The organism is Alteromonas sp. RW2A1 (genome assembly GCF_001886475.1).
Taxonomy (GTDB): Bacteria; Pseudomonadota; Gammaproteobacteria; order Enterobacterales; family Alteromonadaceae; genus Alteromonas; species Alteromonas hispanica.
Genome location: NZ_CP018031.1, coordinates 4,034,077 through 4,052,046 on the forward strand (window position 1 = coordinate 4,034,077; position 17,970 = coordinate 4,052,046).

General features: G+C 44.9%; 17 protein-coding genes. 7 read left to right on the forward strand and 10 right to left on the reverse strand.

The features are described 5' to 3' along the window. Window positions 1-123: 123 nt before the first annotated feature. Complete coding sequence (locus tag BM528_RS17795) at window positions 124-393, reverse strand: hypothetical protein (RefSeq protein ID WP_198033579.1); 270 nt, start codon at window positions 391-393, stop codon at window positions 124-126. Window positions 394-671: 278 nt separating this feature from the next. On the opposite strand from BM528_RS17795, the gene greB reads away from it, so the two are divergent. Next, the gene (greB, locus tag BM528_RS17800) at window positions 672-1,157 is read left to right on the forward strand and encodes a transcription elongation factor GreB (RefSeq protein WP_071980990.1); all 486 of its coding nucleotides are present in this window, start codon (window positions 672-674) and stop codon (window positions 1,155-1,157) included. A gap of 179 nt (window positions 1,158-1,336) precedes the next feature. Further along, a complete protein-coding gene (locus tag BM528_RS17805) occupies window positions 1,337-3,700 on the forward strand; it encodes a Tex family protein (protein WP_071980991.1) in 2,364 nt (787 codons plus the stop codon). 53 nt (window positions 3,701-3,753) lie between these two features. Here BM528_RS17805 and BM528_RS17810 read toward each other — a convergent pair whose 3' ends face one another. The 3 genes from BM528_RS17810 to bioH form a co-directional block, all read right to left on the reverse strand. Continuing rightward, a complete protein-coding gene (locus BM528_RS17810) occupies window positions 3,754-4,779 on the reverse strand; it encodes a putative metalloprotease CJM1_0395 family protein (RefSeq protein WP_071980992.1) in 1,026 nt (341 codons plus the stop codon). Between the two features lie 10 nt (window positions 4,780-4,789). Further along, window positions 4,790-5,095: a hypothetical protein gene (locus BM528_RS17815; RefSeq protein ID WP_071980993.1), complete on the reverse strand. Its 306-nt coding sequence runs from the start codon at window positions 5,093-5,095 to the stop codon at window positions 4,790-4,792. Between the two features lie 121 nt (window positions 5,096-5,216). Beyond that, window positions 5,217-6,086, reverse strand: a complete 870-nt coding sequence (gene bioH / locus BM528_RS17820) for a pimeloyl-ACP methyl ester esterase BioH (protein WP_083595341.1) — start codon at window positions 6,084-6,086, stop codon at window positions 5,217-5,219. Between the two features lie 135 nt (window positions 6,087-6,221). On the opposite strand from bioH, the gene BM528_RS17825 reads away from it, so the two are divergent. Next, window positions 6,222-6,848: a ComF family protein gene (locus BM528_RS17825; protein ID WP_232230524.1), complete on the forward strand. Its 627-nt coding sequence runs from the start codon at window positions 6,222-6,224 to the stop codon at window positions 6,846-6,848. 85 nt (window positions 6,849-6,933) lie between these two features. Here the strand turns inward: BM528_RS17825 and BM528_RS17830 are convergent, their stop codons facing one another. Further along, entirely contained in the window at window positions 6,934-9,588 is a 2,655-nt protein-coding gene (locus tag BM528_RS17830) for a M14 metallopeptidase family protein (RefSeq protein ID WP_071980995.1), read from the reverse strand. A gap of 161 nt (window positions 9,589-9,749) precedes the next feature. Here BM528_RS17830 and nfuA point away from each other — a divergent pair, with 161 nt between their 5' ends. The 3 genes from nfuA to BM528_RS17850 all read left to right on the forward strand — a co-directional run bounded on the left by nfuA (window position 9,750) and on the right by BM528_RS17850 (window position 11,916). Then, on the forward strand, window positions 9,750-10,328 hold the full coding sequence (nfuA, locus tag BM528_RS17835) for a Fe-S biogenesis protein NfuA (RefSeq protein ID WP_071980996.1): 579 nt from the start codon (window positions 9,750-9,752) through the stop codon (window positions 10,326-10,328). 452 nt (window positions 10,329-10,780) lie between these two features. Then, window positions 10,781-11,473, forward strand: coding sequence for an aspartate/glutamate racemase family protein (locus tag BM528_RS17845; RefSeq protein ID WP_071980997.1), 693 nt, complete (start codon window positions 10,781-10,783; stop codon window positions 11,471-11,473). A 59-nt stretch (window positions 11,474-11,532) separates the two neighbouring features. After that, window positions 11,533-11,916, forward strand: a complete 384-nt coding sequence (locus BM528_RS17850; protein WP_071980998.1) for a VOC family protein — start codon at window positions 11,533-11,535, stop codon at window positions 11,914-11,916. Between the two features lie 113 nt (window positions 11,917-12,029). On the opposite strand, the gene BM528_RS17855 is transcribed toward BM528_RS17850, so the two are convergent. Then, on the reverse strand, window positions 12,030-13,376 hold the full coding sequence (locus tag BM528_RS17855; protein ID WP_071980999.1) for an MATE family efflux transporter: 1,347 nt from the start codon (window positions 13,374-13,376) through the stop codon (window positions 12,030-12,032). Between the two features lie 52 nt (window positions 13,377-13,428). Here BM528_RS17855 and BM528_RS17860 point away from each other — a divergent pair, with 52 nt between their 5' ends. Next, the gene (locus tag BM528_RS17860) at window positions 13,429-14,523 is read left to right on the forward strand and encodes a polysaccharide deacetylase family protein (protein WP_083595342.1); all 1,095 of its coding nucleotides are present in this window, start codon (window positions 13,429-13,431) and stop codon (window positions 14,521-14,523) included. A gap of 130 nt (window positions 14,524-14,653) precedes the next feature. On the opposite strand, the gene BM528_RS17865 is transcribed toward BM528_RS17860, so the two are convergent. Genes BM528_RS17865 through BM528_RS17880 form a run of 4 tightly spaced genes read right to left on the reverse strand, consistent with a single transcriptional unit; the run spans window position 14,654 to window position 17,966 of the window. Beyond that, a complete protein-coding gene (locus BM528_RS17865) occupies window positions 14,654-15,244 on the reverse strand; it encodes a GNAT family N-acetyltransferase (RefSeq protein WP_071981000.1) in 591 nt (196 codons plus the stop codon). A 4-nt stretch (window positions 15,245-15,248) separates the two neighbouring features. Continuing rightward, window positions 15,249-15,896 (reverse strand): SCO family protein, encoded by a 648-nt coding sequence (locus tag BM528_RS17870; RefSeq protein WP_071981001.1) that lies wholly within the window; start codon window positions 15,894-15,896, stop codon window positions 15,249-15,251. Then, window positions 15,893-16,810 carry a heme o synthase gene (gene cyoE, locus BM528_RS17875; protein WP_071981002.1) on the reverse strand — a complete coding sequence of 306 codons (918 nt, stop codon included), beginning with the start codon at window positions 16,808-16,810 and terminating at the stop codon, window positions 15,893-15,895. The genes BM528_RS17870 and cyoE overlap by 4 nt, the downstream gene beginning before the upstream one ends. Then, complete coding sequence (locus BM528_RS17880) at window positions 16,803-17,966, reverse strand: COX15/CtaA family protein (RefSeq protein ID WP_071981003.1); 1,164 nt, start codon at window positions 17,964-17,966, stop codon at window positions 16,803-16,805. Before BM528_RS17880 ends, cyoE begins: the two co-directional genes overlap by 8 nt. Window positions 17,967-17,970 lie beyond the last annotated feature (4 nt).

Below are 17,970 nucleotides of genomic sequence, written 5' to 3' on the forward strand. Positions count from 1 at the left end.
TCAATGTGCTAGGTGCCTCGAATCACTCTTTAACTATAGTACAAAACGGTGATTTGTCATGGTTTACCAGGTGTCCGCTTGTAACGTTTTCGCCTAAAACAAAGCCGTTTAGACCTTTTTGTTTTAACGCTTAGGTCCCCGTCTACGCTCAGTAACAACGTTAAATGTAGCGAAGTGCCTTAATACCGACTGGCCAATTTTATAAAAAGCTGCACCTACAATGAGATAACAGACGGTTTGTAGACTTTGCAGGCGCACCACCATGTCCAGAAGTGCATAAAAGAGTAAAAGGCCGCCGGTTAACAGCACCACAAACCCAATGATTGTGCCGCTTACATTAACAGGGTCGTGTACTGCTTTTTGACGATACAACATGGACAGTTTATTTTGCATAACACAGCCTTGCGGTTTAACCGCGCTTGAATTGTTCACTATTTATACTGCGACAACAATAAAAAAGATTAGGTTCAGTAAAAGGACGAGGTTTATTTCCCTAATAAGCTCTCAAAAAACGGTAATACGCAGGAGTCTCTACATTTGTGATTGGGTTTTCTATAATTACCCACATACACTACAAGCGTAATGCGCGTTAACCTTTTCTGTACACTTTTACGGTAAAGCTGAAAACGCGATAGTGACAACTTCATCTTTTTACTTACTAACGGAATATTGTGAAAACACCACTTATCACTCGAAAAGGCTATACCAAACTTAGAAAAGAACTGGATTTTTTGTGGCGTGAGGAAAGGCCTGAAATAACTCGAAAAGTGACATGGGCAGCAAGCCTCGGCGATCGCAGCGAAAATGCAGACTACCAATATAATAAGAAAAAGCTTAGGGAAATAGACCGCCGAGTACGTTACTTAAGAAAGTGCCTAGAAAACCTCAAGGTGGTTGACTACGATCCTCAGCAAGAGGGAAAAGTATTTTTCGGAGCTTGGGTAGAAATAGAGAATGAGGCCGGCGAAGTCATGGAGCTTCGACTCACAGGCTACGACGAAATATTCGGTCGCAAAGATTACATTTCTATTGATTCCCCAATGGCTAGAGCATTATTAGGCAAAGAAGAAGACGACGAATTTGTAGTGAAAACTGAAACCGATATTAAAGAATGGTGGATAAATAAAATTTGGTATGACCCGACCGATAAAATTTAACAGGGTAAACGCAAAATATCTCCACAAAGAGGGGGTTGAGACGACTTTCAGCAAGGTGCAGTGCTATACTCGCCAACAGAATATTCGTCATACTTATTTTCACTAAAGACCTGACGTATAAAACGACATAGGTTATTTCGCTTTTGCCAAAAGCGCTTCATTAGAAATTTAGGCCACATATGATAATCAACAAAATTGCTGAAGAACTCTCAGTAAAAGCTTCTCAGGTAAATGCTGCAGTAAAACTTCTCGACGAGGGCGCAACGGTGCCTTTCATCGCACGTTATAGAAAAGAGGCTACTGAAGGGCTTGATGACACACAGCTTAGAAATTTAGAGCAGCGCCTTACCTACCTTCGCGAGTTAGAAGAACGCCGAGACGTCATTCTCCGCTCGATAGACGAGCAAGGTAAACTGACTAGCGAACTTAAGTCCAGTATCAATCAAGCAGATAGCAAAACAACGTTAGAAGACTTGTACCTTCCGTTCAAACCCAGACGCCGAACCAAAGGTCAAATTGCTATAGAGGCGGGATTAGAACCATTAGCTGATACTTTATTCAACCAACCAAATACAGCCGTTGAAGAAGCCGCTGGTGAATTTGTAAACGCAGAAAAAGGCATTGCTGACACCAAAGCAGCTTTAGAAGGGGCACGCTTTATCCTGATGGAGCGCTTTGCAGAAGATGCTTCGCTGTTAGGTAAAATTCGCGACTACTTAATCAATAACGCACATATAAAAAGCGTTGTAGCTCCAGGTAAAGAGCAAGAAGCGAGCAAATATAAAGACTATTTTTCTCACAGTGAAAAATACAAGAACACGCCTTCTCACCGAGCGCTTGCCATGTTTAGAGGCCGTAACGAAGGTTTGCTGCACATCCAAATTGACGCCGACCCGCAACAGGAAGAGAAAGGACCATCTCACTGCGAGCACATTATTGCTTCGCATTACTCCATTGCGCACCAAGGGCGCCCAGCAGACGATTTCTTAGCACAAGTAGTTCAGTGGACATGGAAGATTAAAATTGGTCTTCACATGGAAACAGAATTGTTCAGCGCACTTCGAGAAAGAGCAGAAAAAGAGGCAATTGAAGTATTTGCTAAAAACCTCAACGACCTGTTGATGGCTGCTCCTGCTGGCGCAAAAACCACCATGGGACTGGATCCCGGTTTACGTACGGGTGTAAAAGTAGCCATTGTAGACAGCACTGGCAAAGTTGTGGCAACAAATACAATATTTCCTCATGCCCCACAAAACCAATGGGATAAATCTAGTCGTACCCTAGCCACTTTGTGTAAACAATATAAAGTTGATCTCATCAGCATTGGCAATGGAACCGGCTCGCGAGAAACCGATAAGCTTGTTGGTGAAGTACTGAAAAATAACAGTGATATTAACGCACAAAAGATAATGGTAAGTGAGGCTGGGGCATCAGTGTACTCTGCGTCTGAACTTGCCTCTAAAGAACTTCCCACGCTAGATGTTTCTATTCGCGGAGCAGTTTCTATTGCCCGTCGTCTTCAAGACCCTCTTGCTGAACTTGTTAAAATTGAGCCAAAAGCCATTGGCGTAGGCCAATATCAACACGATGTAAGCCAAAGCCAACTTGGCAAATCGTTAGACAGAGTTATTGAAGACTGCGTAAACGCCGTAGGTGTAGATGTAAACACTGCATCTCCTGCACTACTTAGCTATGTATCGGGCTTAAATAAAACCTTAGCCCACAACATTGTTAAACTGCGCGATAGCAAGGGAGCATTTTCAAACCGCAAGGCATTATTAGATGTAGAGCGTTTAGGCCCTAAAGCATTTGAGCAAGCGGCTGGTTTTTTGAGAATTGTAAATGGTACAAATCCACTTGATGCTTCGTCTGTACACCCTGAAGCTTATCCTGTGGTAGATAAAATAGTAAACACCACTGCTGTTGCCGTTAACGATATTATTGGGAACACCGAGCTATTAAAAAGTCTATCTCCAGACACCTTTACTAGCGACGACTTTGGTATTCCAACAGTTAAGGACATATTTAAGGAACTGGAAAAGCCCGGCCGAGATCCTCGCCCAGAGTTCAAAACAGCATCTTTCAAGGAAGGCGTAGAAACTATCAATGACCTAAAATTAGGAATGATTTTAGAAGGGGTGGTAAGTAACGTCGCCAATTTTGGTGCCTTTGTCGATGTGGGCGTTCATCAAGACGGTTTGGTGCATATCTCGGCACTGACAGACAAGTTTATTTCCGACCCCCGTGAAGTGGTAAAAGCGGGCGATATCGTTAAAGTTAAAGTGATGGACGTAGATGTTGCCCGTAAACGTATTTCGTTCACCATGCGCCTAGATGACACACCGCAATCTGCAAGCGCAGGCACTCAATCTTCACCTAGGTCTGACAGAGACGGTAGGGGTAAGCAAAATAAAACGCCGCGTTCACACCAGGGTGAAGGTAGACGTAATCAAAGAAATAGTCAAAACCACAGTGCAAAGCAACCGCAAAATAGCGCAATGGGAAATGCATTTGCCGATGCTCTTGCAAAAGCGAAAAAATAAGGCGAAAAGGTGAGGGGACAGGCAATAGGCAGCGCGCTCAGCAACTGCTGAAGCTAGGCTTGTAGCGACAAGCCTTCTCTTGCTGGGGTATAAGATTGCGTGTAGAGGCTCTGAATTCTGCCAATGCGCGCATTCATTCCCGCATTGTCTACTGCCCGTTCACTTTCAATATTTAACTCTCGTGACGTCGCTGCGGCACTCGTCATTGACATAGCTTCATCTAAACTACGTGTAGGCCTTTCTACGCCAGCGCTACCGGTAATATCATCAATACTTGGAACAGCAATATCAACGCTGGGAATCTCTATTCCACTAACTTCATCAGCACCGCCACCTTGCGTGCCTTGAACTCCAGAAATGGGGTTACTCCCGCCGCTAGACGGTTGTACAGTTTCTCTGTTTTCTTTGGCAATATCGTTACGCGCTTCAAACGCTTTTTGAGCTGCTTCAGCCGCTACTTTTAAATCTTGCGAAGACGGCTGTGCTGGTGCTAGCGCTGCCGCTCTAACTTGCTGCATTTTGCGCAAGGTTTGTTCAGGCGACTGCGCCTCTGAAATATCTATGGATACTTGGCCGTTGGTGACGTAACGTTTGTTGTCAGGACCAGTAGTGTACTCATACTGCGGAGAACCAGCATATTGACCGCCAGTAGCGGCATGAGCTTGCTCATGCGTACGAACCTCTTGGTCTCGAGCTTTAAGCTCTTCAATTTCTTGCCGCTCTTCATCGGTAACCTCTGAGACTGATGACTGCTGCTGATTTCGTTGCTCTTGCTCGGCACCTTCTTTACCCGCGCTCTCATCTTGTGCGTTGTCTTTTTCTTGGCCAAAGACATTTTGAAATGCAGCTTGTAACTCAGTCTGAATTTGAGGTCGTTCGTAAGTCACGGGAGATGGAGGTAGACCCGGGCTTCTCGCTTTATCCGCTTCAGATCCTAACCCCTTTTGCGAAGCGCCCTGTTCGGCATCGCTAGGCTTAGGAATGGTCTCGCGCTGCACGTTGTCTCTACGAGCAGACTCGGTGTTTGTGTTTGCTGTGGGATAAGCAACAGCGGTAAGGATAGGTGCGACAAAGTTCACATCTTGCTCCCTACGCTAGCGTATCTATGATGGTCCCAAGTGTATCGTTTGCAACATCGATAACTTTTGCCGACGCTTGGGCGTTTAAACTATTGACGTTTAGCGATATTAGATCGGAGGTAAGGTTTGAGTTAGGCTGGCTTTTAGCAGCCCCATCAGCAGAAGCAGATTGTATATCTGCTTGTGCGCTTTTATCTCTATTATTTCTATCTGCAATATTTGCTGCTGCCTGTGTCACACCATCGCTGGCACGCTGCAAGCCCATCTGTCCTGCCGCAAACGCAGAATTTAACGAAACAGCACTTACTTCAGACATAAAAATCCCCTAACCTCTCATGCACAATTATTAACCAACAAGAGGGAAATATAAAGCCCGTTCGCAGAGGTACAAACTAAGTCGCTGTACCTACAATGAATTTTATTTCAATAAAGGGCACTTAAGATGCTCTTTGGTGCTGTAAGCTAGTGGAAAAGCGGTAAATGATATCTGCTGTTTGCTGAGGGTGAGAGATAAACGGCGCATGAGAAGCGTGAGGCATTACTACGGTATCGGCTTGAGGATGAAGCTCACAAACCCTGTCTATTCCCGCTGTAGGTACAAGGCTGTCTAAACGGCCATATAATCTAAGTGTCGGTGTCATAATTCTGCCGATCTGCGCTCGCAAATCTTCGTTTGCAAGAATACTGAGGCCTCGCTTCAAGGCCTCCTCGGCTGGGTCTGGGTAGTCAGTTATTTGCTGCCTTATGGTCTTTATATCGTTTTTTGCAGTTGCACTGCCCATAGCTTGAATAGCAAGAAAGCGCTCTAACGTCTTTTTATAGTCCTTTTCTAACTGCGCCTCAAACATGTTTAATAGATCTTCTGCTATCCCAGGCCAGCAATGGCCGGCACTGAAGCGAGGCGTTGACGCAATAGTGATTAAACCGGACAGTTTTTCTGGCGCATTAATCGCTATTTTCTGAGCCACTAGCCCACCTAACGACCAGCCTATTAATACGCAATCTTTAGGAAGCTGTGCCGCGCACAGTTTTGCTAACGCATCCACCGTGTAAGGAGATGGAAGCGCAGCTACGTTTTCCCCAAAACCAGGCAAATCTATGGTAGTTACGCGAAAGCTGTCTTGAAGATAGGGAATAAAAGAAGAAAAAGCACCGCTATTCATGCCCCAGCCATGGAGAAGAACTATATCTATTCCTGTGTTGCTCACATCAGCAGCGTTTGTGTCTATTGCATTTTTGCTCTTATCTTTGATTTCAGTACCATAAGTACGGGTGACAAGTGCCTCATTTTTAATCAAACTTTCCATTTAGCACCTCAAATAAGTGTTTCGGTCTAAAACCGGACTGCTTTAAAAATCAGAGCCCGTTTTGAAATGAACCTCTCATGCCTATTATGTTATCAGGCAAGTCCTGCGCCAGTGTGTCAATGGTGTGAATCTGACATGTTTTTTTTCAACGATGAGGTTCACGGAAATAACTTGTTGCGATTTGGTCCTGTTGGCAGTCATGTCGCCCATAAGCATTACCATTCCTTATCTATTCTTGGGCTTCATATGTGGCCAATGTCTTCGCTTATTCATCATTTTAAATTCTCACACTCACTCTCTGCGGGCAAGATCTTATGCCGTTGGTTTGTCGATAAAAAGCAACACTGCACACTTGCTGTGCCTCATTTACTCCTTCCTGTACCAATAAGTGCATGGCGACTCGCTACACGCCATTATAATCAGGCGGGAGTCATTGCTGAGTATTTAAGTAAGCAGCTGGGAATTCCTTGTCTTCACCAATGGGCTAAAAGAACAGGCGCAAGCACTCAACATCAGCTCACAAAGGCACAACGAAAAGATAATGCAAAACAGGCTTTTTCTCTAGTTCATCATGCTGCTGAACTAATTGCGTGTAATAGCGGTGAGAAATTGAATGTGGCTATTGTAGATGACGTGATAACAACGGGGGTTACTGTGAATATGCTGAGTTATTTATTAAGGAAGCGATACCCAAACATCACTATTCAGGTTTGGGCGATGACTTTTACACCACCGCCCAAAAGTAGTTTATTGAAAATATAACGGGGCTAGAGACATCCTTATCCAAGTTCTAGCCGCTCCACTAGCAATAAAGACTCAGCGGAATAGTTAATTATTAAAGCGACAATTAGCGAATGAAATGAGACTGATATATCGCGTTAGCTAACATCTTGTTTGTTCCGTACCAATAGCCTCTAAACTGAGTATTATCGGTAAACCCAATTACTACGCCTCGGCCTTGCTTTTCAGCTATCACCGCCGGAGTTTCGGCCACTAACGCCACCATCGCAGTATCGCTAAAGCCGGCCATTAACGGACTTTTGGTATAGCGTGCAGGCGTTGTAAACGGAGAGTATTCATTTTTCACAATCATGTTGCTGGTTTTGAACAACGGCAATGTATCTTTTGTATAACCGTAAAAAAGCGGATGAGTAGTATCTACATCGGCTTCGTAAATAGCACCAGCAACCAATTTTTTGGCATACAGTGCTGATCCATCGCCGTAAGACAAGGTGCTTTCATCAAAAGCGTTGTCGATGGCATCGCGACCAACAATATCGATATCTAACCAGTCGTTTTCAGCAAAGTAACGAAGCGCCGACTTTTGACCTATTGCCACACCACCTGCTTCTACCCAGCGTTTGAGCTCAAGGTTCTCTTTCTCTGAGAATGAGTAACGGCCATTTGGAAAAATAATATGGGTATAGTGCGTACTGTCATCACGTAGAGCTCTCATCAATTTTTGTTGCTCTACAATGCTTGCTGAGAGCCCTAGTTTAGTATCGAAATAATGCCAAATTTCGCCAACATCGTACTCTCGTGTACCTTCTCCGCCAACAATAAGGACACTTGGCGCTTTAATAGGTGACATGCTGCGACTGCCCAAATCGTTGCCCGACGGCGTTAACCCACTTTTCAAACTATAAACCGGCACCTGAACTTGCTCAGAAACTTGTCTGATAATAGTGGCAATATTATTGGGTTGCGACAGCCCTGTAGGAACGACAACACTGCCAGCAGGGAAATTAATAACACTGTTATCCATACTTACAGCAGCAAAACTTTTTTCAGAACTTCTCACTTGAACACCTTTTTCTAACAAGGTTTGAAGAAGTGCTGGAGAGTAGTAGGGCTGCCAAGAAAACGCGTAGGCATAAGCGTCCTCGTCTACATCAGGCAAATCGACATTGGCTAATGTGCCATCGAATGATTCAATATTAGTGCGCTTCACACCGCGCATATCTCCCTTTTCAGCCGCGGTATAATTGAGGTTAAAGGCAAGCGCTAAATTCCACGTTGATACATCGTAAAATGTATTATTTTCAAAAGACGTTTGCGTTGAAAAGATTGATTTAACTAAGCGATATTGCGGTTGTTCAGCTGGAACAAAAATAGCGTTATTTGCTTTTACTTTTACGTCATTTACCGACGTATCTTTAGTAATTACATCAAACGCGATGTCGTGCTGCTTAAGTAGATTGGTGAACGCAAGAAAACGCCCGCTATCGTTCGAAGCACTTACCACAAAGCCATGTGTGTCATCATCTTTCGCCATAGACATGGTGCTGTTAACGAACTCTGCCTGATAGTCGAGAATTGCAGCTTTATTAGCAATAGCACCTTTAAATGTGCTTAGCGACGTGGTTACTTGATTAGCGATAGTGTCGCTAAAAGCCAAATCTCCGTTAATTGACGATTGAAGATGTCCGCGAGAGCTTGCCTGCTCAAAAAGAATGCCTATGCTGCCGTGTAAATCGGGATAGGTAGAGCCTTTCCCTGCATAAAAATCATCAAATGCTTCTTCGGTAAAATAAAGCTGACCTTTCGCGTCAAACGCTGCAGCATGATAGTTCGCAATCGCTTCAGTTAGCGTAACGTTCTCATCAGGCGTAAGCGGATTTTTGCGAGAGCGCACACCGGGTTGGAAAAAGTAGGTGCTGTCTGTGCCCATCTCATGAAAGTCGGTTAAAACGTGCGGACGCCATTTATGAAACTGCTTAATACGCGCTTGGGATTCTGGGTGAGCCAGTAATAACCAGTCTCGGTTTAAGTCGAACCAATAATGATTAGTTCTACCTGAAGGCCACCCTTCGTCATGCTCTCGGTTATTACTGTCTGCTACCAGCTGTTTACCCTTATGCATATTTGCCCACTGTGCAAAGCGCGACAGCCCGTCAGGGTTGAAAGAAGGGTCTAGTAGTACAATGTTATTGTTTAACAGTGTGTCAATTTCTTTACCCTGACCGGCAGCCAAGTAGTAGGCTAATGCGAGCGACGCGTTTGCTCCCGAAGGTTCGTTGCCGTGGATGCTATACCCCATGTAGAAAACCAAAGGGGCGTCGCTTGCGGGCGTATTTCCTTTTTCCAACACATTGAGATGTGTTTTGCGCATGTCTTCAAGGTTATCTCGATTAGCAGGAGATGTAATAGTGAGAAGCAGCAGCGGACGATTTTCATGAGTACGCCCTGTCTCTTCTATGGTGATACGGTCGGACTTTTGAGCAAGAAGGTACATGTAATTCACAAGCTGATCGTGACGTACATGCCACTGCCCAAGATTTGCTCCTAGCACCGACTCAGGCGTGGGGATGGCTGGGTCGTAAGTGACCGTGTCTGGAAGATAATCTTGAACAGGCATGCCGCCTTTATCAGGCGCGATGGTAATAGTCGAGGCGCTTGCTGACATACCGATGGCAGATGTACACACAGCGGTGCTTAAAAGCAGCGTTTTTATCCATGTAAGGCGTGTTTTTTTGGCGGTGTTATAAAGATTCGCTAGCATAGCGCTTCCCCGTCTTGTTGTTTCATGATGGCATGTTGATAGTAACGGTCTAAATAAGATTTAGTCATCAACATGTTCTAAATTTTTAATTAATACTTGACTGTTTTAGTCAGGTAAATTTGGTACAATACTGCAAATTTTGAATAATATAGGACTTGCCGATGATAACTATATCAGAAGAAGCCCAGGCTCACTTTGTAAAACTGCTGAGTAAACAAGAGTCTGGCACGAATATTCGTGTATTCGTCGTAAACCCAGGCACCTCGTCGGCGGAATGTGGCGTGTCTTATTGCCCACCCGACGCGGTTGAAGATACTGACACTCGCTTAACGTTCAATGGTTTTGACGCGGTTGTAGATGAAGAAAGTGCTCCTTATCTTGAAGAAGCTGAAATTGATTACATTACTGATCAGATGGGCTCTCAACTTACATTGAAGGCACCGAACGCTAAAGCAAGAAAGGTAGCAGACGACGCTCCCCTTATAGACCGAATTAATTACATGATTGAGTCTGAGATAAACCCTCAGCTTGCCAATCATGGCGGACAAGTTGTGCTTACAGAAGTCACCGACGATGGCTTCGCCATTTTGCAATTTGGCGGCGGCTGTAACGGTTGCTCTATGGTAGACGTAACGCTGAAAGACGGCATTGAAAAACAAATGCTAGAGCAGTTTGCAGGCGAGCTGAATGGCGTACGAGATGCTACCGAGCACGAGGCTGGTGAGCACTCTTACTATTAAGCCTTAAACTGGAATAACCTTGATCCCCATTCCAGATATTCACACAAGCTGGCAGCGATTCAAAATAGGACTCACTATTTTTGCTGTCGGCGTTGTGCTGTTATTTTTTATCAGCCACTTGTATGCAGTTCTGCATTATTTCTCTGTTGCTGTACTCCTTTGTGGTTTTGCTTACGCTATGTGGGGCTATTTTGGCATTTTTATGCAAAGATTCTCATCGTTGAAAAATATAAAACCTCCACCACCTCAATAACGCCCAAATAAGCAAGAGCCGCTAATACCCGCCTTTCAACACCATACTCTAAGACATAGGTTTTACACATCGCCTTTCACAATGTAGCCCATATTTTGCAACAGTGACTTTTCTCATGTCACTTGCAATGGCTAGCGCAACATTGCAATGTAGGTAAAAGAAAGCGCGTCTTTTTAAATTAAAAACAGAGTAAAACACAATGAAAACGCTTGGCCTGATTGGCGGAATGAGTTGGGAATCTACGGTAAGCTACTACCAAATGATTAATCGCGGTGTAAACGCAAAGCTCGGCGGTTTTCACAGCGCAAAATTGCTATTAAGTAGCGTTGATTTTGCCGTGATAGAGCAGCTTCAACGAGCCGGCGATTGGAATCAAATGGCCGAACTTCTTAACAATGAGGCGCAAGTGCTTTCTCAAGCAGGTGCCGATGCCATTGTTATTTGCACAAATACCATGCATAAAGTAGCTGACGACGTTGTTAAAGATCTCTCTATTCCATTGCTTCATATAGCCGACGCCACAGGTACATCTCTAGCCGCTAACAAGGTGAAAAAAGTGGGTTTGCTTGGTACCCAATTCACTATGGAGCAAACCTTTTACACCGAGCGGTTAAAATCGCGTTTTGGTATAGAGGTTGTGGTTCCTTCCAAGCACGAGCGGGAAATTGTCCATAGGATCATTTATGAGCAATTATGCAAAGGCGTGATTTGCACACAGTCTCGCAGCGCGTATATTGAAATCATCGACAATCTTGCATCTGTAGGAGCAGAGGGCGTTATTCTTGGCTGCACTGAAATTGCTTTACTAGTTCAGCAACTACATACTAACGTTCAACTGTATGACACCACAGCACTGCATGCCGCAGCTGCAGTGGATTTCGCCACGGGGTAGATTTAAATACGCCGTATAAAATAGTCCCCATTTGGGAATGATAAGAAGAAGGATACAACATGTTTAGCCATGTCATGTTAGGTGCGAATGACCTAGAAGCATCTAAAAAATTCTACGATGCCATTCTGGGCGTGCTTGGATTTGACGCCGGTGTTTATGACGAGCACGGTCGGATATTTTATTTCACCCCCAAAGGCATACTCGCACTGACAAAGCCAATCAATGGCGAGGAAGCCACCCACGGTAATGGTTTCACTCTGGGCTTGGCCGCGCGCTCACCAGAAGTGGTGGATGAATGGTTTAAAGTAGGTAGCGAAAATGGTGGCGTTGTGTGCGAGGATCCACCCGGCATTAGAGGCACCGAAGAGCGCCAGTTATACCTTGCTTATTTACGCGATCCTGCGGGGAATAAACTCTGCGCAACACATATAATCCAAAAATAAGCTCAAGACCTTTTGATGTGGCAGAGAAGCCTGTTTTTCTGCCACCATCATTTTATGCACAGAAACTTTCTCAGCACCGCCAACCTTTTCATAACTCTTGCAGTATCAGCACATTAACTTTCGCTGACTGACAACGCATTTTTACTGCCTAACCGGTAAAAGCTCACGCCCAGAGTCACTCCTCTGGCAAATAAGAATGCAATTAGCGCATACCACAGGCTCTTATTACCTGCATTTTGAGTAATAAACCAAATAGGAAAATAAACGAATAATGCGCTCACCAGCATCGTGTTTCTCATTGACGAAGCCCTTGTTAACCCCACAAAAACACCGTCGAACAAGAAGCACCAATGGGCTAAAACAGGCAGCAGCACCATAAGAGGTAAATAGGGCAGTGCCGCTTCAACAATATCCCCATGCTCGGTGAGCAAACGAATAATGGACTCGCCAAATAGCCAAAAGCCAATGCTATAGCCAACAGCAAAGAGCGAAGACCAAAATAACCCTTGGTAGGTTCTTCGTTTGATCTCTTGGTTGTCGCCGGCGCCTTTAGCTTCGCCCACCAAAGCTTCTACGCCATAGGCGATACCATCTAATCCCAAGGCAATTAAAACAAAGAACTGCATTAATATCGCATTTACAGCCGCAGATGTTTCTCCATACCGAGCACCTTGTATGGTAAGAAACGCTAAACAGCCCTGTAATGCTAAATTGCGAATAAGCATATCGCCATTTAGCTTCATTAATACGCGGCGAGCCGCGCGGTTAAACCAATCGCCTGCAATGCGTACGCCTTTTACCCGACCTAAGGCAATATACAACGCCATTGCCATCATACTGTATTCAGCTATAACACTAGCAAGGGCGACACCAGCGACGGAAAAACCGAGGCCATAAACAAATGCAACGTCGAGCCCAGCATTTAATAGATTTCCCACAATTTGAATGATCATGACCTGCTTGGTTTTTTGCTGTCCTACCAGCCAACCTATAAGCACCAAATTCAGCATCGCTGCAGGCGCTCCCCACACTCGGTTTGCGAAATAATCGTTTAAGTAACTTGCTACGCTCTCATTTGGCTGCGTAAGCGTTAACCCAACATGTAAAATAGGCTGTTGAAGCAGCAAAATGAGAGCACCTAAAACACAAGAAAATGCCATGGCTTGCCAAAGTACTTTTGCCGATTCTACGGTCGGGTTTTCACTCCCTTTTGCTTGTGCACTTAGGCCCGTCGCAGACATCCTTAGAAAACCACAAACCCAATATATTTGCGTAAGAATAAGCGCAGCAACAGACGCTCCGGCAAGCATAGCTGGCACCTGCATATGCCCAAGCACTGCGGTATCTACCAAGCCAAGCAGTGGTGTGGTGATATTGGCTAATATCATAGGCAGCGCAAGGGCAAGTAAACGTGTATGATCAAACCATAGTGGTTTATGCTGTTCGGTGGCAGTCGACATCAAGGCTCTCAAACATGAAGGGTTAGGTAGAATAACTAGGGAGAAGTGTAACATGCTAATAACGATGAATAGAGAGAGTAAGTTCGTAAACAAACTCCTTGCTCATTTAACTGCTTGTGTAGCATTTATGTTGGTTTCGCTACACAGCGTTGCTGCGTCAAAAGACACCACAAATGCAGCCATTTTGCTTTATCACCATGTTTCAAATGACACACCGCCAAGCACAAGTGTGAGCCCAGATACTTTTCGTTCTCATATGCAGTATATTGCAAAAAACCATACCGTTGTTCCGCTTTCAGATGTGGTTAAAGCAATCTCTGAAAACCTTCCACTCCCCGACAATGCCGTTGCCATTACCTTTGACGACGGGTACGCCAATATTTTGCACAATGCGCACCCAATTCTTTCTGAGTATGGGTTTTCCTACACAATATTTATCAACCCCAATGAAATTGGCGTAGGGCCTAAACAGCTCTCATGGGAGCAGGTAAGCACGATGCACGAAGACGGTGTGCTGTTTGCCAACCACACTTTAGACCACCTGCACATGCTTAATAACGAATTCACCGACGACGAATGGCTTGAAAAAGTATGGCGAAATGTAGAAGCCGCTGAACAGAAAATAGAAGAGCAACTTGGCGTAAGTCTTAAATACCTAGCCTACCCTTTCGGTGAATTTAATTTAGCTCTGGCATCTAAATTAGAAGAGCACGGATATGTTGGTTTTGGACAGCACTCTGGCGCTGTAGGCCCAACCAGTAATTTGTTCGCATTACCGCGTTTCCCCGCTGCAGGGCCTTATGCAAAACTCGACACACTAAAGACAAAGCTCAACAGTTTAGCAATGCCCGTCACCCACACCTCTATGCCTGAGCCCCGCTTGAAAGACAAAATGCTTAACGCGCCAATTACACTAACAGTATCAAAAGGTGATGTGCGCCTATCACAGGTAAATTGCTTTTATGCAGGAAGCAGTATTAATACTGAGGTTAACAATCAAAAAATAAGCTTCTCTATTGAGGGTGAATTGCCCGTTGGCCGCTCTAGGGTTAACTGTACTGCTCCATCTGAATCTATGGCAGGACGCTTTTATTGGTATTCTGTGCCATTTTTCCTCGCCAATAGTGAGGGTAAATATCCCGATTAAATGTTAATGACCTTTTCTCAACGAAAAGGTTTGCTATTGGGGCAATGGAAATGAAATAAGAATATTGGATAACAGTAAGCAGAAAAATCTATTGGCCTTAATATAAGGCCATTAATCAAAGGTAATACGTTTACAGCGCTTCGCGAGAGAAACGAATAAAACCTTTATTTACAGAGTCCTCAATAAAACCCTGAGATTGATAAAAACGAATGGCAGCAATATTAGAAACTTCAACGTCTAATACTAAATGTCGTCTTTTAAGGGCTTTAGCCTGCTCAAACATTGTCTGAACAAGCTTACGACCAACACCTTGTCTCTGTCCCTCTGTTGCAACGGCCAAATGACCAATCATTAACTCGGTGTTACCAGGCGGTGTTAAATTAACAGCAACCGTTTGATTTCGCATTACCACCTGTATGGCTTCATCAAGAGTGAAGTAAGACGTTATACTGTCCAACGTAGCCCTATCAAATGCCGCGCCCAATTTGCTGTGCCAAGCGGTAACTAAGCCTAGCACTGTGTTATCTTTTTCAGCCACCCAATGATTTTTGAAACCGTATTGACCTCCACCCAGCTCCCATGAGTGAGTCAGGTAGCCCATGGCCGTCTTATTTTTGTCATGCCCAAAAATAGCAGTGAGTAATGATTCGGCAGCGCTTAAAATGAGCGGCGCTGCGAAAGCGGCGTCGGATGCCACGCCCGGCCTGATATTTATTTCCATATAACTACTTCGCAATAATAATTGGCATGTCTGCCAGAATCTGCTGAGGATCGCTTATCGACAGTTTTCCTGGTTGTCTAGTTGGTTTGAATCTTCCCACTACTCGCCCTTCAGGGTCGATAAGCACTACTGATGCGCTGTGGTCTACGAGGTAATTCGGATTGTCTGTGCTGTCAGCGATGGCGTACATCATGCCAAGGTTTCTGACAAACGGAAAAAGCGATTTATGCTCACCTGTGACCGCAATGAACTCTTTATTAAAATAGCTCACATACTCAGAAAGTCTATTTAAAGTGTCTCTTTTAGGGTCGATTGACACAAATACGACGCGTATAGGATAAACACTGTCGATTTGCTGCAGCTGTGGATAAATACCATTTAATTCGGCCATGGTGGTTGGGCATATATCGGGGCAGAAGGTATAACCTACAAACACCAAGCTCCATTGTTCTTTAAGCGATGCCTCTGTGAACTCTTTGCCGCTGTGGTGTGAAAGTGTAAAAGGGGCAATAGCTCGAGGTTGCGGGTACTCTTGGAAATAGGCAGGAGTGTTGCTACTGTCTGTGCTCGGTGGCGCTATGTAAAGCGCACCGATAACACCACCGATTAGAGCAACAAGCGCAACAACTCCTACAAAAAACTTCTGATTCATAAACTCACTGGTATGTAATGGTCGAGTAGCAATACCACAAACAATACCATGAGATGAATTATAGAGAACCTAAAAGTTTTCATCGCCGTTTGCTCGTCTGCTGCGAACTTTAATTTTAAAGCGTAGAGCAAAAATCCAATGTTTAACGCGCTCGACCCCACTAAATAAATCATGTCGCTCATGCCAGTTAGATAGGGTAGCAAGCAAACTAGGCCGAGTAATACTGTGTAAGCCAACACCGATGTTTTAGTGAAGGATACGCCGTGAGTAACAGGCAGCATGGGAACTTTCGCTTTTGCGTAGTCTTTCTCTCGGTGAATGGCCAGCGCCCAAAAATGAGGCGGTGTCCATGTAAAGATAATAAGAACTAGTAGCAGCGCATGGGCGTGTATCTCACCTGTTACCGCTGTCCACCCCAGTAACGGAGGCGCTGCCCCAGCAAGACCGCCAATGACAATATTCTGCGGCGTTGCACGCTTTAAATACATAGTATAAACAAACGCATAACCTACAAGACTGGCGAATGTTAGCCATGCAGTGAGCATATTGACAAAAACTGCCAACACGGCGAAACCAACTACGCCTAATATACCGGCAAACCACAGTGCGTTATTTACGCTCACCTTGCCCTTTGCGACGGGCCGGTTAAAGGTACGTGCCATAACGCTATCTATTTTATGGTCGACAACATGATTAATTACCGCCGCTGAAGCCGACAGCATGCCAATACCTATAAGGCCGCTAATAAGCGTCATAGCATTTACCCAATTAGGCGTTGCTAAACACATGCCCACCAATGCGGTTAAAAGAAGCAACATAACCACATTGGGTTTGGTCATTTCATAATAATCTTTCCATGAAACAGTATTATGCGACCGTGCCGCGCGAGATTGAAGAGAGGCTGATTTAGCCATGAAGACCTCCTGAAGCCTTAGATAAGGCCTGTGGCAATGGGTGAGACGACGAAGCTGCATTATCTGATGCAGCATAAACAGATGCAGAGCGAGCAAATAACTCAGTGCGCGGGCTGTAAAGAGAAAACACGATGCCCAATAGCGAAAGAAGTAAAATGGCAGCGACTGCGTTGTGGAGCACAGCCACAGCAAGAGGTAGCGCGAACACCACATTACTAATGCCTAACGCTACCTGAGCACAAAGGCAACCAATCATTATCTTGCTTAATCTTTTTTGAGAGGGCGAAATGCTAGCTAAGCTGCTGCCTTTCGAGGACCGACTAAATAACATGGCAACTCCCAAAGCCATGAGATATACGAAGGTAATGAGCGCTCCAGCGCGATGAACAATATGCATGGTGGCTCGCTCGCCATAGTCATGAGCACCAAACTCGTAGTTATCTGCATCGGGAACACTAAATGCACCTGCGAAATCGAGTCGGCTTTGCCATCCCTCTTCGCAAATTGGCATATCTGTGCAGGCAAGTGCCGCGTAGTTGGCAGAAGTCCATCCGCCCAACGCTATTTGTATTACAAGAACGCCAACACCAATAGAAGCAATTACCTTAAAATCATTGGCAGATTTACCATCACTACTTGTTTCATAGACAGCGCTGGCTTGACGGTTAGTATTCGGATGTTGAGTGAATTCAGCCTCACGTAACCTCAGGTACAAAATAAATAGGCAAGAAAGCACACTGAAACCACCAAGCAGATGCCCCATCACCACCACAGGTAATAAATTCAGCGTCACGGTCCACATGCCTAACGCAGCTTGAAAGGTGACTAGCCCTAATAACATAAGCGGTAGTTTTAGCGGTGTGCCCTGTTTACGCTGTCTGATGGCAATGAACGCGATGGCTGCTATGCATAATCCTAATGTACCTGCGAAATAACGGTGAATCATTTCGTTCCATGCTTTGAACGCTTCAACTGGGCGCTCTGGGTAGGCCGCATTTGCCGCACTCACTTTTTCATCGCCAAGCGGCACGGTTAAATTGCCATAACACCCGGGCCAGTCTGGGCAGCCAAGCCCAGCATCTGTAAGGCGTGTATAGGCCCCAAGGACAATAACAAAGGCAGCTAAAAAAAGACTAAACAGCGTGAGTTTTTTCATGGCT